The sequence below is a fragment of the Streptomyces sp. MMBL 11-1 genome, assembly GCF_028622875.1.
Taxonomy (GTDB): domain Bacteria; phylum Actinomycetota; class Actinomycetes; order Streptomycetales; family Streptomycetaceae; genus Streptomyces.
In genome coordinates, this window is sequence record NZ_CP117709.1 from 6875346 (window position 1) to 6892283 (window position 16938).

Here is a 16938-nt window from a genome sequence, read left to right on the forward strand (position 1 = left end):
GGGCCGGAGGGGCGCTCAGTAACCTGGAGCGAGTGAGCGAAGTGAGCGAGACGACCCCGCAGTCCGTGCAGGCCCCCCACGCCGGTGGGCCCGCCCCGCACCCCGGAACGCCTCACCAGGCGGTTCCGGCCCCCCACCAGGAACCGGACCCCGCGCCCCTGTCGGCGGCCCCGGCGCCCTATCCGGCCCCCGGCGGCAGCGGGACGCCCGGATTCCCGCAGGCCCCGGTGACCGCACAGCCGGCTCCGACCCCGCTCGCCCCGCAGATCACCCCCGTGCCGCAGGCTGCTTCCGTGCCGCAGGCCACCTCCGCCCCGCAGGTCGCACCGGCCCCGCAGGCTGCTTCCGCGCCGCAGGCCGCCTTCGGGCCACCGTCCACGCCCGGCCCGCAGGCCGCCCCGGGTCCGGTGGCCGCCACCGGTCCGGTGGCCGCCCCGGGCCCGCAGGACGCGCGGGGAGTCGAAGGGCCGGCCGACGCTCCCCGGACGCTTCAGTACCGCTTCGACGGGCCCGAGGACGCCCCGGTCCTGGTCATCGGGCCCTCCCTCGGGACGACCTGGCACATGTGGGACCGCCAGATACCCGAGCTGTCCCAGCACTGGCGGGTCTTCCGCTACGACCTGCCCGGCCACGGCGGCGCGCCCGCGCACGCCGCCGCCTCCGTCGCCGATCTGGCCGACCGGCTGATCGCGACGCTGGACGGGCTGGGCGTCCAGCGCTTCGGCTACGCGGGCTGTTCGATCGGCGGGGCCGTCGGCGCCGATCTGGCCCTGCGCCACCCGCACCGGGTTGCCTCGCTGGCGCTCGTCGCCTCCTCGCCCCGGTTCGGCACCGCCGACGAGTTCCGTCAGCGCGGCGTGATCGTCCGCACCAACGGCCTGGAGCCGATGGCCCGCACCGCGCCGGAGCGCTGGTTCACCCCCGGCTTCGCCGCCGCGCAGCCCGCCATCGTCGAATGGGCCGTGCAGATGGTCCGCACCACCGATCCCGGGTGCTACATCGCCGCCTGCGAGGCGCTCGCGGCGTTCGACATCCGCGGCGCCCTGGGCCGGATCGGCGTGCCCACCCTGGTGCTGGTCGGGGCGGAGGACCAGGTCACCGGGCCCGCCGAGGCCCGCACGCTGGTCGCCGGGATACCGGACGCCCGCCTGGCGCTCGTCCCCGGCGCCTCGCACCTCGCGCCGGTCGAGCAGCCCGCCGCCGTCAGCGACCTGCTGCTGACGCACTTCTCCACCGCCTGGCAGCAGGACACCTCGGCCGCGATCCCGGTGCTGCCGCTCGTCCCCGGCCCCGCGACGCCCGCCGCCCCGTTCGCCCCGGTGGCCGAGATCGCCCCGGCCGCCGCGACGCCCGAGACCTCCGCTCCGACACCGGCCGACCGGTACGAGCAGGGGACGAAGGTACGCCGCGAGGTGCTGGGGGACGCCCATGTCGACGCGGTGAACGCCTCGGCCGACGGGTTCACCGAGGACTTCCAGGAGCTGGTCACCCGGTACGCCTGGGGCGAGGTCTGGAGCCGCGACGGTCTCGACCGCCGCACCCGCAGCTGCATCACGCTCACCGCGCTCGTCGCCTCCGGCCACCTGGAGGGCCTGGCCGCGCACACCCGCGCCGCCCTGCGCAACGGCCTGACACCCGCCGAGATCAAGGAAGTTCTGCTCCAGACGGCCGTCTACTGCGGGCTCCCGGCCGCCGGAGCCGCCTTCGACGTCGCGCAGGCCGTGATCCAGGAGGAAACCACGCCGCCCGCGTAGCAGGATGGAGCCATGAACGCATCGCCCGGGGCACTCACCCTCACCAAGAAGACCCACTCCTGCGTCCGGATCGAGAAGGAGGGGCGGGTCCTGGTCATCGACCCGGGAGGTTTCTCCGAGGACGACGCGGCGCTCGGCGCGGACGTCGTCCTGGTGACGCACGAGCACCCGGACCACTTCGACGAGGCGCGGCTGCGGGCGGGCCTGGAGGCGAATCCGGCGGCCGAGATCTGGACGCTGCGCAGCGTGGCCGAGCAGCTCTCGGCCGCGTTCCCCGGGCGGGTGCACACCGTGGGCGACGGGGACGCGTTCGCCGCCGCCGGATTCGACGTCACCGTCCACGGCGAGCTGCACGCGGTGATCCACCCGGACATCCCGAGGATCACCAACGTCGGCTTCCTCGTCGACGGTTCGGTCTTCCACCCCGGCGACGCGCTCACCGTTCCCGACCGCCCCGTCGACACCCTTCTGCTGCCGGTCATGGCCCCCTGGAGCAAGATCTCCGAGGTCATCGACTACGTGCGCGAGGTCGGGCCGCGACGGGCCATCGACGTCCACGACGCCCTGCTGACCGATCTGGCACGGCCGATCTACGACCACCAGATCGGGGCCCTGGGCGGTGCGGACCACGGCCGGCTGGCCCCGGGCGGCACCACCGAGCTGTGAGCCCCGCGGCCACTGTCAGTGGGAGCCGCTAGGTTGGCTGCCATGCGCATCGCCACCTATAACGTCAATTCGATCACCGCCCGGCTGCCGAGGCTTCTGGCCTGGCTGGAGAGCAGCGGCACCGATGTGCTGTGTATCCAGGAGACCAAGTGCACGGCGGAGCAGTTCCCCACCGCCGCGCTCGCCGAGCTGGGTTACGAGTCCGCGGTCAACGCCACCGGCCGGTGGAACGGGGTCGCGCTGCTCTCCCGCGTCGGCCTCACCGACGTCGTCACCGGGCTGCCCGACGGCCCGGACTACGAAGGCGTGCAGGAGCCCCGCGCGATCTCGGCGACCTGCGGCCCGCTGCGCCTCTGGTCGGTGTACGTGCCCAACGGCCGCGAGGTCGCGCACGAGCACTACGCGTACAAGCTGCGCTGGCTGGAGGCCCTGCGGAAGGCCGTGGCGGCGGACGCCGGGGGAGCCCTGCCGTTCGCGGTCCTGGGCGACTTCAACGTGGCCCCGACCGACGAGGACGTGTGGGACCCGGCGCTGTTCGCCGGCGCCACGCATGTGACGCCCGCCGAGCGCGCCGCCCTCGCGGCCCTGGAGGCGGCCGGTCTGAGCGAGGTCCTGCCCCGCCCCCTCAAGTACGACCGCGCCTACACCTTCTGGGACTACCGCGAGCTGAGGTTCCCCAAGAACAAGGGCATGCGGATCGACCTCACCTTCGGCAACGCCCCGTTCACCGCCGCGGTGAAGGACAGCTACGTCGACCGCGAGGAGCGCAAGGGCAAGGGCGCGTCCGACCACGCTCCGGTGGTCGTGGACCTCGATCTCTGAGCCGGGATCCGCGGAGCGGAGGCGCGTCGTTCTGACAACCCGAGGTTGACGCCAAGTGGGTGTCAACCTACGGTTGACGTATGACGCAGCCTCTTCCCGCGACCCCGTCCGTGCGCCTCGACGACCTGATCGAGGCCATCAAGAAGTCCAACACCGACGCCCTGGAGCAGCTCTCCGGCGCGGTCATCGCGGCCGACCACCTCGGCGACGTGGCCGACCATCTGATCGGCCACTTCGTGGACCAGGCGCGCCGTTCCGGCGCTTCCTGGACGGACATCGGCCGGAGCATGGGGGTCACCCGCCAGGCGGCCCAGAAACGCTTCGTGCCCAAGAAGGGTGACGGGGCCTCCGATCTGGACCCGAGCCAGGGCTTCGGCCGCTTCACCCAGCGCGCCCGCAACGTCGTCATGGCCGCCCACAACGAGGCCCAGGCCGCCCGGCACGCCGAGATCCTCCCCGTCCACCTGGTGCTCGGCCTGCTCGCCGAGCCCGAATCCATCGCGGTCGGGGTCCTCGTCGGCCAGGAGGTCACCCCGGACACGCTCCGTGCGGCGGCGACCGCCGTGCTGCCGGCGGCCTCCGACGAGGTGCCCGAGCTGATCCCGTACGACGCGGACTCCCGCAAGGTGCTGGAGCTGACCTTCCGTGAGGCGCTCCGGCTCGGGCACAACTACGTCGGCACCGAGCACATCCTGCTGGCCCTGCTGGAGTTCGAGGGCGGCACCGGCGTGCTGACCGGCCTCGGCGTGGAGAAGGAGGCCGCCTCGGCGGCCGTGGACGCCATGGTGACCGAGGCGGCTGCCGCCCTCTGGCAGCAGAACTCCTGACCGGAGGGCCCGGGCGGCGGGACCTCAGTGCACCGAGAACCCGCCGTCCACGAACACCGACTGCCCGGTGACGTACGCCGAGGAGCGCCCCGCCAGGAACACCGCGGCCCCCGCGAAGTCCTCCGCGAGACCGTTGCGGCCGACCAGGGTCCGCGCGGCGAGCGACGCCACCTTCTCCGGGTCCGAGGCGAGCCGCTCGTTCAGCGGGGTCAGCACGAACCCGGGCACCAGGGTGTTCACCGTGACGCCGTGCGGGGACCACGCCTCCGCCTGGGAGCGGGCCAGGGACTCCAGGCCGCCCTTCGACACCCCGTACGCACCGCTGTTCACGAAAGCCCGGTGCGCCTGCTGCGAGGTGACGTGGATGATCCGCCCGTAGCCGCGCTCGGCCATGCCGGGCCCGAAGCGCTGCCCCAGCAGGAACGGTGCCTTCAGGTTCACCGCCATCGTGGTGTCCCAGACGTCCTCGCCGAGCTCGGTCATCGGCGGGCGCAGATTGATCCCGGCGCAGTTCACCAGGATGTCCGGCTCCCCGAACGCCGCCGCGGCCTCCTCCGCCCCGACGCGCACCCCCTCGGCGGTGCTCAGGTCCGCGCTCACCCACGCGGCCCGGCAGCCCTCGGCGGTCAGCTCGTCCACGGTCGCCCTCAGCTCCGTCTCCCGGCGGGCCACCACGACGACGCGCGCGCCGGCCCGGGCCAGGGCGCCGGTGATTCCCCGGCCGATGCCGGAGCTGCCGCCGGTGACCACCGCCACCCGGCCTTCCAGCGAGAACAGTTCCGAAACGTAAGCGTGTGCACTCATGTGCGTACTTTAGATAACTGATCGGATCCCCGGCCGGGGCGGGGTGGGGGATCGGTGAACGCCGCGCGCCCTGTGGTGCGGAAGCCGGACGGGATGGGACCCTAGTGGTATGAACATCCCTTTCTTGGACAACTGGCGTAAGCGTCAGGGTGGTACGCATTCAGGCGCACTCGCCGCCGCCGTCGAGACGGACCCCGACGGTGTGGCCGAACTGCTCGCCGAATGCGAACTGCTGCGCGCCCGGGCGGGGCAGCACGGACTCGAACTCGATGACACCCCGGCCTCGTTGGCCGCGCTCGACCAGCTGCCGCCCAGCTGGCGCGACGACCCCGAGGAGCTTCCCTGGCTCGGCAACGACGCCGGCCTCTACCTCGGGACCGTGATCGTGCGGACCGTCCCGGGTGCCGTGTGGGACGTCTGGCCGAGCGGTCAGCCCGTGGTGCGGCTGGAGTCCGGGCGGGAGATCGACGTGGTGGCGGCCGGTCTCGACTGGGCGATGGCGGGCAGCCCCGAGCTCTCCCAGGTGTACGCGGAGTCCGCCGAGAACTGAGCCGGGAGCGGCCCGGCGGCCCGCTCTCCTCCCCTAAGGGCCGTCCCGCAATTCCCGGCAGGCGCGCCACCGGGAATTGCGGGACAGCCCTTAATCCAGTTAAAAAGCCTTTTGCGCCATTCACGCGTGTCGGGTGCGAAGTCCCTTTTCGGGATGGATAGTTTGCGCTGACCTCGACACAGCGACAAGTGGGTAGGGCAGCGCATGGCCGTCGATCCGTTGATCGAACTGAGGGACGTCAACAAACACTTCGGAGAGTTGCACGTACTTCAGGACATCAATCTCACCGTCGGCCGCGGGGAGGTGGTAGTGGTCATCGGCCCCTCCGGCTCCGGGAAATCCACCCTGTGCCGGGCGATCAACCGGCTGGAGACGATCGAGTCCGGCAGCATCACGATCGACGGCAGACCCCTTCCCGAGGAGGGCAAGGGTCTGGCCCAGCTCCGTGCCGAAGTCGGCATGGTCTTCCAGTCGTTCAACCTCTTCGCCCACAAGACCGTGCTGGACAACGTCTCGCTGGCGCAGCTCAAGGTCCGCAAGCGCAAGAAGGAGGAGGCCGACCGGCGCTCCCGCGAACTGCTGGAGCGCGTCGGCCTGGCCGCCCACGCGGACAAGTTCCCCGCCCAGCTCTCCGGTGGCCAGCAGCAACGCGTGGCCATCGCCCGCGCCCTGGCCATGGATCCCAAGGCGCTGCTCTTCGACGAGCCCACCTCGGCGCTCGACCCGGAGATGATCAACGAGGTCCTGGAGGTCATGCAGCAGCTGGCCCGGGACGGCATGACCATGGTCGTGGTCACCCACGAGATGGGCTTCGCCCGCTCCGCAGCGAACCGCGTGGTGTTCATGTCCGACGGCTGCGTCGTCGAGGACCGCACCCCGGAGGACTTCTTCACGTCCCCGTCGAGCGACCGCGCCAAGGACTTCCTGTCCAAGATCCTCAAGCACTGAGGGGAGGCTTCCATGTTGCGCACGAGGAACACGCGTACGGGCAGGGCCGCCGCCCTCGCGGCCGGTCTCCTGCTCGCCGCACTCGCCGCGGGCTGCGGCAAGGAGGGCAGCCCGCCGGTCAAGGGGCCCAAGGCCGAGGCGCTGCCGGTGTACCAGGTCGACACCGGCTTCGAACTGCCCGACTCCCGCACCTGGACCAAGGCGAAGAAGCGCGGCCATCTGGTGGTCGGCGCCAAGGAGGACCAGCCGTACCTGGGGGAGAAGGACCCGGCCAGCGGGGTCTACTCCGGGTTCGACATCGAGATCGCCCGCATGATGGCGGCCTCGCTCGGCTTCGACCCGAAGACGATCCGCTTCCGCACGATCGCCTCCGCCAACCGCGAGACGGCCCTGCAGAACGGCCAGATCGACTACTACGTCGGCACCTACACCATCAACGACATGCGCAAGAAGCTCGTGGGCTTCGCCGGCCCGTACTACATGGCGGGCCAGGGCCTGCTGGTGCGCACCGACGAGAACGACATCAACGGGCCCCAGGACCTGGCGGGCAAGACCGTCTGCTCGGCGGCCGGCTCCACGCCCTACCAGCGCATCGCCGCCGACTACCCGAGGGCGACGCTCGTCGCGTACGACACGTACTCGATCTGCGTCGACAACCTCCTCACCTTCCAGGTCGACGCCGTCACCACCGACGACGCGATCCTGCTGGGCTTCGCCGCCAAGGCGCCCGAGGAGATGAAGGTCGTCGGCAAGCCCTTCTCCGAGGAGCCGTACGGCATCGGCGTACCGCGCAACGACAACGCGCTGCGCAACGCGCTCAACGACGCACTGGAGGCCAACGAGAAGGACGGCAACTGGAAGAAGGCGTACGAAGCGACGCTGGGGCTCTCCGGATCTCCCGCGCCGACCCCGCCGCCCATCGACCGCTACCCGGCGAACTGAGGGGACGGCCCCACCCATGGACGTACTGACAGAGAACTTCTCCCTCTACGGCAAGGGCTTCCTCGGCACCGTCGAGCTGACCGTCTACGCCTCCGCGCTGGCGCTCGTCCTCGGCTTCCTGATGGCGTCCTTCCGGGTCGCGCCCGTCGGCTCCTTCCGGGTGCTGGGCACGGTCTGGGTCACCGTGCTCCGCAACACCCCGCTGACGCTGCTGTTCTTCGCGGTCCTGCTGGGCCTGCCCCGCTTCGGGCTCGTCCTGCCGTTCCAGGTCTTCGCGGTGCTGGCGCTCGGCTGCTACACCTCGGCCTTCATCTGCGAGGTGCTGCGCTCCGGCATCAACACCGTGCCCAAGGGGCAGGGCGAGGCCGCCCGCAGCCTCGGAATGAACTTCGGCCAGACCCTGAGCACGGTGGTGCTGCCGCAGGCGTTCCGGTCGGTGATCCCGCCGGTCGGCTCGACGCTGATCGCGCTGGCGAAGAACTCCGCGATCGCCGGGGCGTTCAGCGTCACCGAACTCCTCGGCACCTACAAGACGCTCAACGAGCTGGGCTACAGCATCATCTGGTCCTTCATCTGGATCGCCGTCGGCTACCTGGTCATCACCCTGACCATCAGCGCGGTGTTCAACGTGATGGAGAAGCGCTGGGGAGTGGCACGATGACCAAGACCCTCACCCGCGGGCCGTCACGGCCAGAGGCCAGCGTGCTCTACGACATCCCCGGCCCGGCGACCCGCAAGCGGCACCTGATGTACGGGATCGTCTCGACGACCGTGATCCTGGCGCTGTTCGGCTGGATCGTCTACCTGCTCTTCGACACCGACCAGTTCACCGCCGAGAAGTGGTCGCCCTTCACCTACAAGGGCATCCAGGAACTGCTGCTGCGCGGACTCGGCAACACCCTCAAGGCGTTCGCGTACGCCGCGCTCCTCTCGCTCGCCCTCGGGGCCGTCCTCGCGGTCGGCCGGCTCTCCGAACACCGCGTGCTGCGCTGGATCTCGACCCTGTTGGTCGAGTTCTTCCGGGCCATGCCGGTGCTGGTGATGATCTTCTTCATCTTCGTGGCGTTGCAGGTCCAGCCGCTGCCCGCCCTGGTCGCCGGTCTGACGCTCTACAACGGCTCCGTCCTCGCGGAGGTGTTCCGCACCGGAATCAACTCCGTGGACCGGGGCCAGCGCGAGGCCGCTTACGCGCTCGGCATGCGCAAGACACAGGTCACCACGTTCGTCCTGGCTCCCCAGGCGGTACGCGCGATGATGCCGACCATCATCAGTCAGCTGGTGGTCGCGCTCAAGGACACCTCACTGGGCTTTCTGATCACCTACGAGGAATTCCTCCACGCCGGAAAGCTGATCGCGTCGAATCTCGACTACGATCTTCCCTTCATCCCCGTCGTGATGGTGATCTCTCCGATCTACATCGGGATGTGCATGCTGCTCTCGTGGTTCGCCACCTGGGCGGCCCGTCGTCAGCGGCGCAGTCCGAAGACGGAGGCGGTGGGGGTGGCCCCGGCCGAACCGGGGACGCTGCTGCCGGGAGGGCGGTAGCCCGGGCCCTGCCCGCCCGGCAGCAGTCGGTGATCACTTCTCGCGCAGCGGGACCGAGAGATGACTCGGGTCCGTGCCGGGCGAGGAGAAGGTCAGCTGCGCGCCGGTCGGGTTGTGCTCGATGTACAGCGGATCGACGGTGTCGATCACCAGGGCGAGCCGGTGACCGGCCGGGACGTCGTAGGCCGTGGAGTACAGCTCCAGGTCGACGGGGAACGGCCGGCCCGGTGTCTGCCCGTGGAAGGTGTACGGAGCGTTGCTGACCAGCCTGCCGATGCCGAGCGGCCCCACGTCGTAGAGATACGCGACAAGGGTGCCGCTCGGCTTCGTGGCGGTGACCGTGGTGTGCAGCGCGGACGTGCCCCGGATCCGCTGCTCGGTGGCGTACCGCTCCGACTGCCACACGCTCGCGAAGGTGCGTGGCAGCAGGGGCACGGAGACCGTCGGCGGGAGCTTGAGGAACTGGTCCAGCGCGTTGGACAGGATCGTGACGCCGCCGTTGGCGCCCGAGTCGACGTTCGCCCACACCTTCTTGGTGCCGTCCAGTGGGATGCGCTGCTGCGCCGCGCCCACGGACTTCCAGTCCGGGTAGCCCTCGTACCCCTGGCCGGTGCGGGACTTGAGCTGGACGGGCAGCTCGGTGTCGATGCCGTTGCGCTCGCCCTTGAGATAGCGGTCGAACCAGCGGCGGGTGCTCGTCCAGGTGTCGTTCGGCAGCCCGAGCAGGCCGGTGGCCTCGGCGGTGGCGTGGTCGCCGGGGCGGAACTCCAGCCGCTTGGGGCCGGTGAGCTTGTCGTAGAACGAGGCGTACTGGTTGGGCGGGAAGACGGTGTCGCCCCAGGCGTTGCCCATCATGATCGCCGCGCCGTTGGCGTTGATCCGGTCCAGATACGTGGCGGGGGAGCGCTTCTTCCCCCAGGCGATCATCTCCGGCTCCTTCTCCAGACGGGAGCCGAGGAAGTCCTCCAGCGTCTGCGTCAGTTCGTCGCCGGGGCGGCCGGTGACCAGACCCGCGCCGCCGAGCAGGGCGGCGGCCTGGAGGTGCTGGGTGCGACCGCTGTAGATCGAGTCGATCAGGTCGGCCCAGCCGCTGAGCGCGGCCACCGCCTTGACGCGCGGGTCTTGCCCGGCCGCCAGCAGGCTGATGCCCGCACCGTAGGAGACGCCGCCCATGCCGATGCGGTCCGGATCGGCGGAGGTGCGCTGGAGCGCCCAGTCGATGACGGCGGAGGCGTCCGCGATGTCCGGCGGTCCCGCGACCTCGATCTCCCCGCCCGAGAGCCAGAAGCCGCGCGATGTGTAACTCACCACGACGTAGCCGGAGTCGGCGAGCTTCTGGGCCTGGGCCAGATACTCGATCTGCGGCATGGCCCAGCTCGTCGGGAACACGATCAGCGGATGCTTCGCCCCGGCCGCCGCCCCGGCGGGCGTGAAGACGTTGCCCTTCAGGGTGACGCCCCCGGAGCCGGGGATGTCGTGGAACGTCAGGCCCTGGGCGGTCGTGCCCGCGGGTGCGGTGCCGGGGGCCGCCGTCGCGGCCGGGGCGGCGCCGAGCGCGGCCCCGGCGAGCAGGACGACAGCGGTGGTGATCGAAGCGGTGGTGCGCGGTGCCGGTTTCGGACGTGCCACGGGGTCACTCCTCACGCGTGTCAGTGCAAAGTGACCCGACGGTAACCCTGATTGTTTACCGCTGGTAACTATCGGGTGCGTTGCGTGAGGGTAACGATTGTTGGACGGCGCGTCAGTAGGGCTCCGGCCCCGGAACGGACGCTACCGGGCCGCTACAGCGCACTCTTGGCCGCCCAGTCCTCCCACGAGAGGTTCCACGCGCCGTATCCGTTGCCCTCGGCGACCGTGCCCTTGGCCTGGGTGCCGGTCATCTCGAACGGGTCGCCCACCCGCACCTGTCCGTACAGGGCGGCGGCGTCCGCGTCGCTCATCCCGACGCAGCCCGAGCTCCGGTTGGCCTGACCGAAATAGCCCGCGTTCCACGGGGCCGCGTGCACGTACATCCCGGACCAGGTCAGCCGCATCGAGTAGTCGACCATCTTGTCGTAGGCGTCGCCGAGGCCCACCGTCTCGGAGCGCATGTTGATCGTGCCCTCCTTCGACATCAGCACCGCCGTGCCCCGCCAGGACGCCTTCTCGCCACCCGGAGTGCCCGCTGACATCGGGATGTCCAGAACCTGCTTCCCGTCCCGGTGCAGGGCGAGGCGGGACCGGTCGAGGTCGACCTTGACCACCTGGGCCGCGCCGACCGTGAACGTCGTCGTGTAGTCGCGGACGAACCAGCCGCCGTCCGCACCCGTGTCGACCCCGTTCAACTGTGCGTCCAGGGTGACCTTCGTGCCGGGCTTCCAGTACTCCTTGGGCCGCCAGTCGACGCGGTCCTTGCCCGAGTGGTCCCGCAGCCAGCCCCAGGAGCCCTCGGTGTCGTTCGACGTCGAGACCTTCAGGGCCTTCTCGACGGCCGCCTTGTCCTTCACGGGGTGGTCGAAGACGACGGACAGCGGCTGCGCGATGCCCACGGTCGTGTCCTTCCCCGGGGCGAGGGAAAGCTTGTTGACCTTTTCGGCCTCGGCGGTGGCGAACACGGCCCGGTCGCTGCCGCCGTCCGTGTCCTTCGCCTCGACCGTGTACGCGGTGCCCGGCGCGGCGACCCGGTCGGAGGTCCAGGTCCGGCCGTCGGCGGATATCCTCCCGGCCAGCGCGCCGCCCTCACCGTCGGTCACCGACACCGCCTTCAGCTTCCCGTGAGCCAGGGTGACCTTAACCGGCCCGCCCGGGGCCGCGGCCTTGCCCGTGAGGTTCACCGAGACGCTGGTGGCGGGTGCCTCGGCGTCCCCGCCCACCGCGGTGGAGCCCGATGAGCCGCCCGAGCACGCGGTGAGCGCGGCGGCGAGCGGCGGACCCGGGGAGGAATCCGCCTCGCGTGTCGGCTCTCTGGAGGGCATCGATCGCGGAGGGCCGCAGAAGCGGCCGGGACGGTCGTCGACCGACGCGGTGCTGTCACCCGCGGCCCACGCCGTATGTGGGGGCGGGCGCGTAAAGGCTGCCTCCGCTCTGCCCCTGATACCGCCGATCAGCCGAGGGAAACGTTCCTAGGGTGGAATTCCAAGGGGCTGCACAGGCGAATGAGCCAGTCAAGGAGTGAGCCATGCGTACGCAGTTGATCAACAAGATCGAATTGGACCGGGAACGGCTGCTGGAGGATCTGGAGCGCAGCCTCGAGATCAACTTCGCGGAGCCTTATGACGAATTCGTCTGCGGCCGCCCCTGGAAGAGCGCCATGCTGATGGCCCCGGGCGGCGGGGAAGGCGGAGTTCTGTCGGATTTCGACCATTCCAAGCGCACCGCGTTCACCGCGGACGGCGAGCGACTGCCGTATGTCCAGGAGATCCTGAGCACGTACTTCAACCTCGAACACGTCACCTTCGTCCGGCTGATCGCGCTCAGCAACAGCGTGCTGATCCCGCACTGCGACTACGTCGAACTGGACGACACCTCCAAGCAGCGTATCGCCCACCGCGTGCACGTGGTGCTCTCGACCGCCGAGGACGCCATGTTCAACGAGTCCGACTCGGTCTACCGGATGAAGGAGGGCGAGGTCTGGTTCATCGATGTCACCCGCCCCCACAGCGCCGGGGTGGTCGGCGACACGCGCCGGGTGCACCTGCTGATCGACGTCGCCGACGTGGACGACATCGAGGACCTGTTCACGTTCACGTGCGAGCTCTCCGGCGGTATCCCGGACGCCAACCTCTGTGACCGGCCCGCCCTGGGCGACGCGGAGCGGGACGGCCTCCTCTCCCTCTCGTCGATCATCGACGAGGAGAACATGATGCAGATCATGGCGCTCGTCGTGAAGAAGCACTACCGCAAGGACGGCGGTCACAACTTCGTGTGGAACACGATGAGCGAGATCGCCGCCCGCAGCGGCAACGAGGCCATCGTGAAGACGGTGGAGGACCTCTACCGGCACACGAACATCGCACGTTCCGAGTCCGCGCTCGCGAGCTGACGACGTCGCGCTTCGGGGGATGACCTGACAGGCCGGCCGGTTCTCCACCGCTCCCGGAACCCGCGCATCGCCGGCCCGCCCGCCGCGGGCGCCCACGGGCGGCTGCGCGTCGGCGGGCGTCCCCGACCTCGATCAGCGTTGCTCCACGCGGCGGCAGCGCGGCCATGCAGAGGCGATGCGTCACCAACGCCGGACCCATGCGACGTGGACCTCGGGTGTACCTGACCGTTGAGATCGGGTGCCGTATCACGTTCTGGGCGATCTGACAGGGAAAAGATGCCTTCTTTCCATCACATCGGTATACAGACAGCGGACCTGGACAACTGCCTGGACTGGTACCGGGACTATTTCGGCGCCCAGGAGAAATGGACGCTGGACACATTCTCGGAGCTGACCATCAGTCGCCTTCCGGGCATCACCCGGCTGACCGAGGTGGAGATCGGGGATTTCCGGCTGCACCTGTTCGAGCGCACGGGGCATGACGAACGGCTGCCCGGCGGGAACACCGCGCAGTTCCAGCACACCTGCGTGGCGACGGCGTCACCCGAGGAACTCACCCGATGGCGCGACCGGTGGGTGGAGTTGTACGGCTCCGGGAGATACCGATTCGCCAGGCCGGATCAGCCCACGGACATCGTGACCGACGCGGACGGGATACAGAGCTTCTACACGTTCGACGTCAATGGCCTGGAATTCGAGTTCACTTACGTGCCGGACGGTTCATGAACATCAGCTACGACTCGATGTCGGCCGAGCTCGGCACACCGCCCGGCTGGGATTTCGGCGACTGCGCCTACGGCCTGGAACCCCTGCTGCTGCCCGAGCCCCTCGCCCCCGGGGACGACGCGCCCCCGCACCGGGCACCGTCCGGACTCGATGTGGCGCGGCTGTGCCCGAGCCTGCTCGCCGGAGCGGCCACGGACAGGGCGGCGGCCCCGGCCCCGGCGCGGGAACCCGCGGGTGCGCAGGTCTACTGGTTCCGCTGGATCACCGGGCACCAGGTGTCCTTTCTGCTGTGGCGGCTGCTCGGCCAGCAGATGCGGGTGGCCTCCGGTTCGGTGGGCGAGCGCCGCACGGACGCCCTCGCGGCGATGACGGCGTACGTACGCGGCTACTGCGCGATGCTGCTCTACACGAGTTCCTGCCCGCGCGGCGTCTACGAGGGACTCATCAGGCCGTCGATGTTTCTGCAGCACCCGGGATTCAGCGGGACATGGGCACCTGACTTCGGCGCGGTCCGACCGCTGCTCCGCGGCCGGGGCGCCGCCCGATGGGCCGACAACCCGGTGGGGGCGCGACTGCGCCAGGCCGTCGCGGTGCATCACACGATCCACTCAGGGGTCGCGGCTCGACTGGTTCCCGGTGGGCGCTCCCTGCTCCAGGAGGCGACCCGAACCGCCGAGGTCCGCGGTCCGCGGATGCTCGGCACGCTCTACGACAACTACTTCCTGACGGTGCGCCTGCCCCAGTCGCCGCCGGAGATCCTCGCGCAACTCCTGCGTCGGCTCGAGGCGGTGGCGGTCGACCTGCGCGCCAACGGCCTCTACGACGCGGCCTACGACGAGGACCTGCCGGCGGAGCTGCGCGAGAACGACGTCGTCGAGTGCGGACGCGACGTACCCCGCGTGCTGCTCCGCCTCGCCGGCCACGCGGCCGGGCTCGACGCCGAGGCCCTCGGCGTGCAGTTGGAATCGGTGTGACAGGGAAGACGACATGCGTTACGGACTTCTGATCCTTCCGGACAGGCGCTGGTCCGAGGCCCGGCCCAACTGGGTGCGGGCCGAGGAACTGGGATTCGACCACGCCTGGACCTACGACCATCTGATGTGGCGGTGGCTGCGGGACAAGCCCTGGTTCGGGGCCGTGCCCACCCTCACGGCGGCCGCGGCGGCCACCTCGCGCATCCGGCTCGGCACCATGGTGGCCAGCCCGACGTTCCGCCATCCGGTGACCTTCGCCAAGGAGCTGATGGCCCTCGACGACATATCCGACGGCCGGATCATCTGCGGCATGGGCGCGGGCACGGGCGCGTACGACGACACCGCGACGGGCGGCCGGCCCCTGCCGGCCCGTGAGCGGGCGGCCCGGTTCGCCGAGTTCGTGGAACTCACAGACCGGCTGCTCCGCTCTCCGGAAACGTCCTACGAGGGCGCCCACTTCACGGCGCGCGAGGTGCACACGCGGCCCGGCTGTGTGCAGCGTCCCCGGCTGCCCTTTGCCGTGGCGGCCACGGGCCCCCGTGGCATGCGCCTGGCCGCCCGGTACGCCGACATCTGGGTGACGGCCGGCACCCCCGGCAACTTCGAACCGCGCTCCTACGAACAGCTGCTTCCGCTGTTCCGCAAGCAGGTGGAAGCCCTGGACGAGGCCTGTGCCGACATCGGGCGCGACCCGGCCACCATCGGCCGCCTCGTGCTGACCGGTGCCATGGTCGGTGGCGTCCTTGAATCGGCGGACTCCTTCGTCGACGCCTCGGGGGCCTTCGCCGAGATCGGCTTCACCGACATGGTGATCCACCAACCCCGCGAGGAGTTCCCCTACCAGGCGGACCGGGCGATCCTCGACCGCATCGCACCCCACCTCGGGACCGGCGCGTGAAGCGGGGCGGACGACCGATCGCGGAAGTCCGATGACCACGTCCGCACCCGTCCTCGCCGTGGTGGACCCCTATGGGCCGGGGGCGCTCATCGCCCCGGCGTTCCGCGAACACGGCTGGTCCTGCGTCGCCCTCACCACGGCGGACCGACCGCCGGGCCCGCTGGCCCACACCTGGCAGCCCACGGATTTCGATCACCACCTCGCGTTCACCGGAGACATCGCCGCATTCGGCCGACAGCTCGGCCGACTGGGCACCGTGGGCGTGGTGACCGGCCTCGAAACCGGAAGCGCCCTCACCGACGCGCTGTGCGCGCGCCTGCTTCCCGAGTACGCCAACCGCACCGAGCTGTCCGCGGCACGCCGGGACAAGTCGGCCATGCAGCGCGTCCTCGCCCGCGCCGGTCTCGCCTCCCTGCGCCAGGTCCACACGCCGACATGGGCCGAGGTGGAGGACTGGCTGCGGGACACCGGGCTCGACGACGCCCCCTGGGTGATCGTGAAACCGGCGCGCAGCGCGGGCGGCGACGCCGTCCGTCGTGTGCGTCCCGGCGACCAACTGCGCGCGGCCTTCACCATGATGGCCGGGCGCCGCAACGCCCTCGGCGATGTCGAGGAGGCGGTCCTGGTCCAGGAGTGCGTACGGGGTACCGAATACAGCGTCGACACGTTCACGACCGGCGGCGTCCACGAGATCTGCGGCGTCACCCGCTGCACCAAGCGCTCCTCCGGCTCCGTGGTCGGCATCTACGACTCGGTCGAGTTCGTCGCCCCGGACGACCCGGTGTGCGAGCAGCTCCTTCCCTACGCGCGCGGCGTGCTGGACGCCCTGGGCGTGCGGTTCGGCCCCATGCACGCGGAGATCATGCTGCGCCCCGAGGGACCCGTGCTCATCGAACTCAACCCACGGCTCGCCGCCGGCCAGATGGGCTTCCTGTCCGGTCTCGCGACCGGCCGCAGCCAGCTCGACCGCCTCGTCGACTTCTTCCACGGCCGGCAGCACCGGAAGACGTCCGGCTATCGCCTGCTGCGCCATGTGATGTCGGTCTTCGTGACGGCACACCGCTCGGGCGTCATCCGCAACCCGGATTCGCTGAACGGCCTCGCGAAGCTGCCCACGGCGGTGCGCTCGACGGTGACCGTGCCCCCGGGCGGCCGGGTCCGGATGACCTCGGACGTGTTCTCGGTGCTCGGGCGGGTCGTGCTCGTCGACCGCGACCGCGACCGGGTGGAGCTCGATCGCCGACGTATCAAGCGTGTGGAGAGGGATCTGCGCATCGAACGTGTCTAGGTCGTGTCCGCACAGTCTCGTCCGGCTCGCGACAGAGGGCGGACGACGGTACTTTGCGGACACTCCGCAGGCCCCCTGACCGCGGTGCCCCGACGGTCCAGGACCGCCCCTGCCCGAGCCCGTGAGCCTCGCCCGCCAGGCCACGGCCCCGACCCTGAGTGGCGGGCGCGTCC

The 16938-nt window shown here is 70.5% G+C and carries 17 protein-coding genes; 14 read left to right on the forward strand and 3 right to left on the reverse strand.

The window, feature by feature from the left end:
* The first annotated feature begins 425 nt into the window (after positions 1 to 425).
* From pcaDC to PSQ21_RS30470, 4 genes are all read left to right on the forward strand, one after another.
* Positions 426 to 1754, forward strand: a complete 1329-nt coding sequence (gene pcaDC, locus PSQ21_RS30455; RefSeq protein ID WP_443334435.1) for a bifunctional 3-oxoadipate enol-lactonase/4-carboxymuconolactone decarboxylase PcaDC — start codon at positions 426 to 428, stop codon at positions 1752 to 1754.
* Between the two features lie 12 nt (positions 1755 to 1766).
* Positions 1767 to 2420 carry an MBL fold metallo-hydrolase gene (locus PSQ21_RS30460; protein WP_274034520.1) on the forward strand — a complete coding sequence of 218 codons (654 nt, stop codon included), beginning with the start codon at positions 1767 to 1769 and terminating at the stop codon, positions 2418 to 2420.
* 42 nt (positions 2421 to 2462) lie between these two features.
* Positions 2463 to 3242, forward strand: coding sequence for an exodeoxyribonuclease III (locus PSQ21_RS30465; RefSeq protein WP_274034521.1), 780 nt, complete (start codon positions 2463 to 2465; stop codon positions 3240 to 3242).
* Between the two features lie 80 nt (positions 3243 to 3322).
* The gene (locus PSQ21_RS30470; RefSeq protein WP_274034522.1) at positions 3323 to 4069 is read left to right on the forward strand and encodes a Clp protease N-terminal domain-containing protein; all 747 of its coding nucleotides are present in this window, start codon (positions 3323 to 3325) and stop codon (positions 4067 to 4069) included.
* 24 nt (positions 4070 to 4093) lie between these two features.
* On the opposite strand, the gene PSQ21_RS30475 is transcribed toward PSQ21_RS30470, so the two are convergent.
* Positions 4094 to 4873: an SDR family NAD(P)-dependent oxidoreductase gene (locus PSQ21_RS30475; protein ID WP_274034523.1), complete on the reverse strand. Its 780-nt coding sequence runs from the start codon at positions 4871 to 4873 to the stop codon at positions 4094 to 4096.
* A 109-nt stretch (positions 4874 to 4982) separates the two neighbouring features.
* Between PSQ21_RS30475 and PSQ21_RS30480 the strand changes: the two genes are divergently transcribed.
* The 5 genes from PSQ21_RS30480 (at position 4983) to PSQ21_RS30500 (ending at position 8858) form a co-directional block, all read left to right on the forward strand.
* Positions 4983 to 5423: a DUF6278 family protein gene (locus PSQ21_RS30480; protein WP_274034524.1), complete on the forward strand. Its 441-nt coding sequence runs from the start codon at positions 4983 to 4985 to the stop codon at positions 5421 to 5423.
* A gap of 204 nt (positions 5424 to 5627) precedes the next feature.
* A complete protein-coding gene (locus PSQ21_RS30485; protein ID WP_097866759.1) occupies positions 5628 to 6371 on the forward strand; it encodes an amino acid ABC transporter ATP-binding protein in 744 nt (247 codons plus the stop codon).
* 12 nt (positions 6372 to 6383) lie between these two features.
* Complete coding sequence (locus PSQ21_RS30490; protein WP_274034525.1) at positions 6384 to 7313, forward strand: glutamate ABC transporter substrate-binding protein; 930 nt, start codon at positions 6384 to 6386, stop codon at positions 7311 to 7313.
* A gap of 16 nt (positions 7314 to 7329) precedes the next feature.
* Complete coding sequence (locus PSQ21_RS30495) at positions 7330 to 7974, forward strand: amino acid ABC transporter permease (protein ID WP_274034526.1); 645 nt, start codon at positions 7330 to 7332, stop codon at positions 7972 to 7974.
* A complete protein-coding gene (locus PSQ21_RS30500) occupies positions 7971 to 8858 on the forward strand; it encodes an amino acid ABC transporter permease (RefSeq protein WP_274034527.1) in 888 nt (295 codons plus the stop codon). Before PSQ21_RS30495 ends, PSQ21_RS30500 begins: the two co-directional genes overlap by 4 nt.
* A 33-nt stretch (positions 8859 to 8891) precedes the next feature.
* Here the strand turns inward: PSQ21_RS30500 and PSQ21_RS30505 are convergent, their stop codons facing one another.
* Both PSQ21_RS30505 and PSQ21_RS30510 read right to left on the reverse strand, forming a co-directional pair.
* Entirely contained in the window at positions 8892 to 10487 is a 1596-nt protein-coding gene (locus PSQ21_RS30505) for a CocE/NonD family hydrolase (RefSeq protein ID WP_274034528.1), read from the reverse strand.
* Positions 10488 to 10639: 152 nt separating this feature from the next.
* A complete protein-coding gene (locus PSQ21_RS30510; protein WP_274034529.1) occupies positions 10640 to 11812 on the reverse strand; it encodes a L,D-transpeptidase in 1173 nt (390 codons plus the stop codon).
* Between the two features lie 203 nt (positions 11813 to 12015).
* Here PSQ21_RS30510 and PSQ21_RS30515 point away from each other — a divergent pair, with 203 nt between their 5' ends.
* The 5 genes from PSQ21_RS30515 to PSQ21_RS30535 all read left to right on the forward strand — a co-directional run bounded on the left by PSQ21_RS30515 (position 12016) and on the right by PSQ21_RS30535 (position 16765).
* Positions 12016 to 12879, forward strand: coding sequence for an aspartyl/asparaginyl beta-hydroxylase domain-containing protein (locus tag PSQ21_RS30515; protein ID WP_274034530.1), 864 nt, complete (start codon positions 12016 to 12018; stop codon positions 12877 to 12879).
* A 276-nt stretch (positions 12880 to 13155) separates the two neighbouring features.
* Positions 13156 to 13605, forward strand: coding sequence for a VOC family protein (locus PSQ21_RS30520; protein ID WP_274034531.1), 450 nt, complete (start codon positions 13156 to 13158; stop codon positions 13603 to 13605).
* Positions 13602 to 14579, forward strand: a complete 978-nt coding sequence (locus PSQ21_RS30525; RefSeq protein ID WP_274034532.1) for a hypothetical protein — start codon at positions 13602 to 13604, stop codon at positions 14577 to 14579. The genes PSQ21_RS30520 and PSQ21_RS30525 overlap by 4 nt, the downstream gene beginning before the upstream one ends.
* A gap of 13 nt (positions 14580 to 14592) precedes the next feature.
* The gene (locus PSQ21_RS30530) at positions 14593 to 15477 is read left to right on the forward strand and encodes an LLM class flavin-dependent oxidoreductase (RefSeq protein WP_274034533.1); all 885 of its coding nucleotides are present in this window, start codon (positions 14593 to 14595) and stop codon (positions 15475 to 15477) included.
* 31 nt (positions 15478 to 15508) lie between these two features.
* Positions 15509 to 16765: an ATP-grasp domain-containing protein gene (locus tag PSQ21_RS30535; RefSeq protein ID WP_274034534.1), complete on the forward strand. Its 1257-nt coding sequence runs from the start codon at positions 15509 to 15511 to the stop codon at positions 16763 to 16765.
* Positions 16766 to 16938 lie beyond the last annotated feature (173 nt).

Bases quoted from the DNA above. Each gene is read 5' to 3' on its own strand.
- PSQ21_RS30500 (WP_274034527.1), top strand. From the start codon at position 7,971: ATGACCAAGACCCTCACCCGCGGGCCGTCACGGCCAGAGGCCAGCGTG.
- PSQ21_RS30475 (WP_274034523.1), bottom strand. From the start codon at position 4,873: ATGAGTGCACACGCTTACGTTTCGGAACTGTTCTCGCTGGAAGGCCGG.
- PSQ21_RS30520 (WP_274034531.1), top strand. From the start codon at position 13,156: ATGCCTTCTTTCCATCACATCGGTATACAGACAGCGGACCTGGACAAC.
- PSQ21_RS30515 (WP_274034530.1), top strand. From the start codon at position 12,016: ATGCGTACGCAGTTGATCAACAAGATCGAATTGGACCGGGAACGGCTG.
- PSQ21_RS30485 (WP_097866759.1), top strand. From the start codon at position 5,628: ATGGCCGTCGATCCGTTGATCGAACTGAGGGACGTCAACAAACACTTC.
- PSQ21_RS30460 (WP_274034520.1), top strand. From the start codon at position 1,767: ATGAACGCATCGCCCGGGGCACTCACCCTCACCAAGAAGACCCACTCC.
- PSQ21_RS30465 (WP_274034521.1), top strand. From the start codon at position 2,463: ATGCGCATCGCCACCTATAACGTCAATTCGATCACCGCCCGGCTGCCG.
- PSQ21_RS30535 (WP_274034534.1), top strand. From the start codon at position 15,509: ATGACCACGTCCGCACCCGTCCTCGCCGTGGTGGACCCCTATGGGCCG.
- PSQ21_RS30525 (WP_274034532.1), top strand. From the start codon at position 13,602: ATGAACATCAGCTACGACTCGATGTCGGCCGAGCTCGGCACACCGCCC.
- PSQ21_RS30470 (WP_274034522.1), top strand. From the start codon at position 3,323: ATGACGCAGCCTCTTCCCGCGACCCCGTCCGTGCGCCTCGACGACCTG.
- PSQ21_RS30480 (WP_274034524.1), top strand. From the start codon at position 4,983: ATGAACATCCCTTTCTTGGACAACTGGCGTAAGCGTCAGGGTGGTACG.
- PSQ21_RS30490 (WP_274034525.1), top strand. From the start codon at position 6,384: ATGTTGCGCACGAGGAACACGCGTACGGGCAGGGCCGCCGCCCTCGCG.
- PSQ21_RS30495 (WP_274034526.1), top strand. From the start codon at position 7,330: ATGGACGTACTGACAGAGAACTTCTCCCTCTACGGCAAGGGCTTCCTC.
- PSQ21_RS30510 (WP_274034529.1), bottom strand. From the start codon at position 11,812: ATGCCCTCCAGAGAGCCGACACGCGAGGCGGATTCCTCCCCGGGTCCG.
- PSQ21_RS30530 (WP_274034533.1), top strand. From the start codon at position 14,593: ATGCGTTACGGACTTCTGATCCTTCCGGACAGGCGCTGGTCCGAGGCC.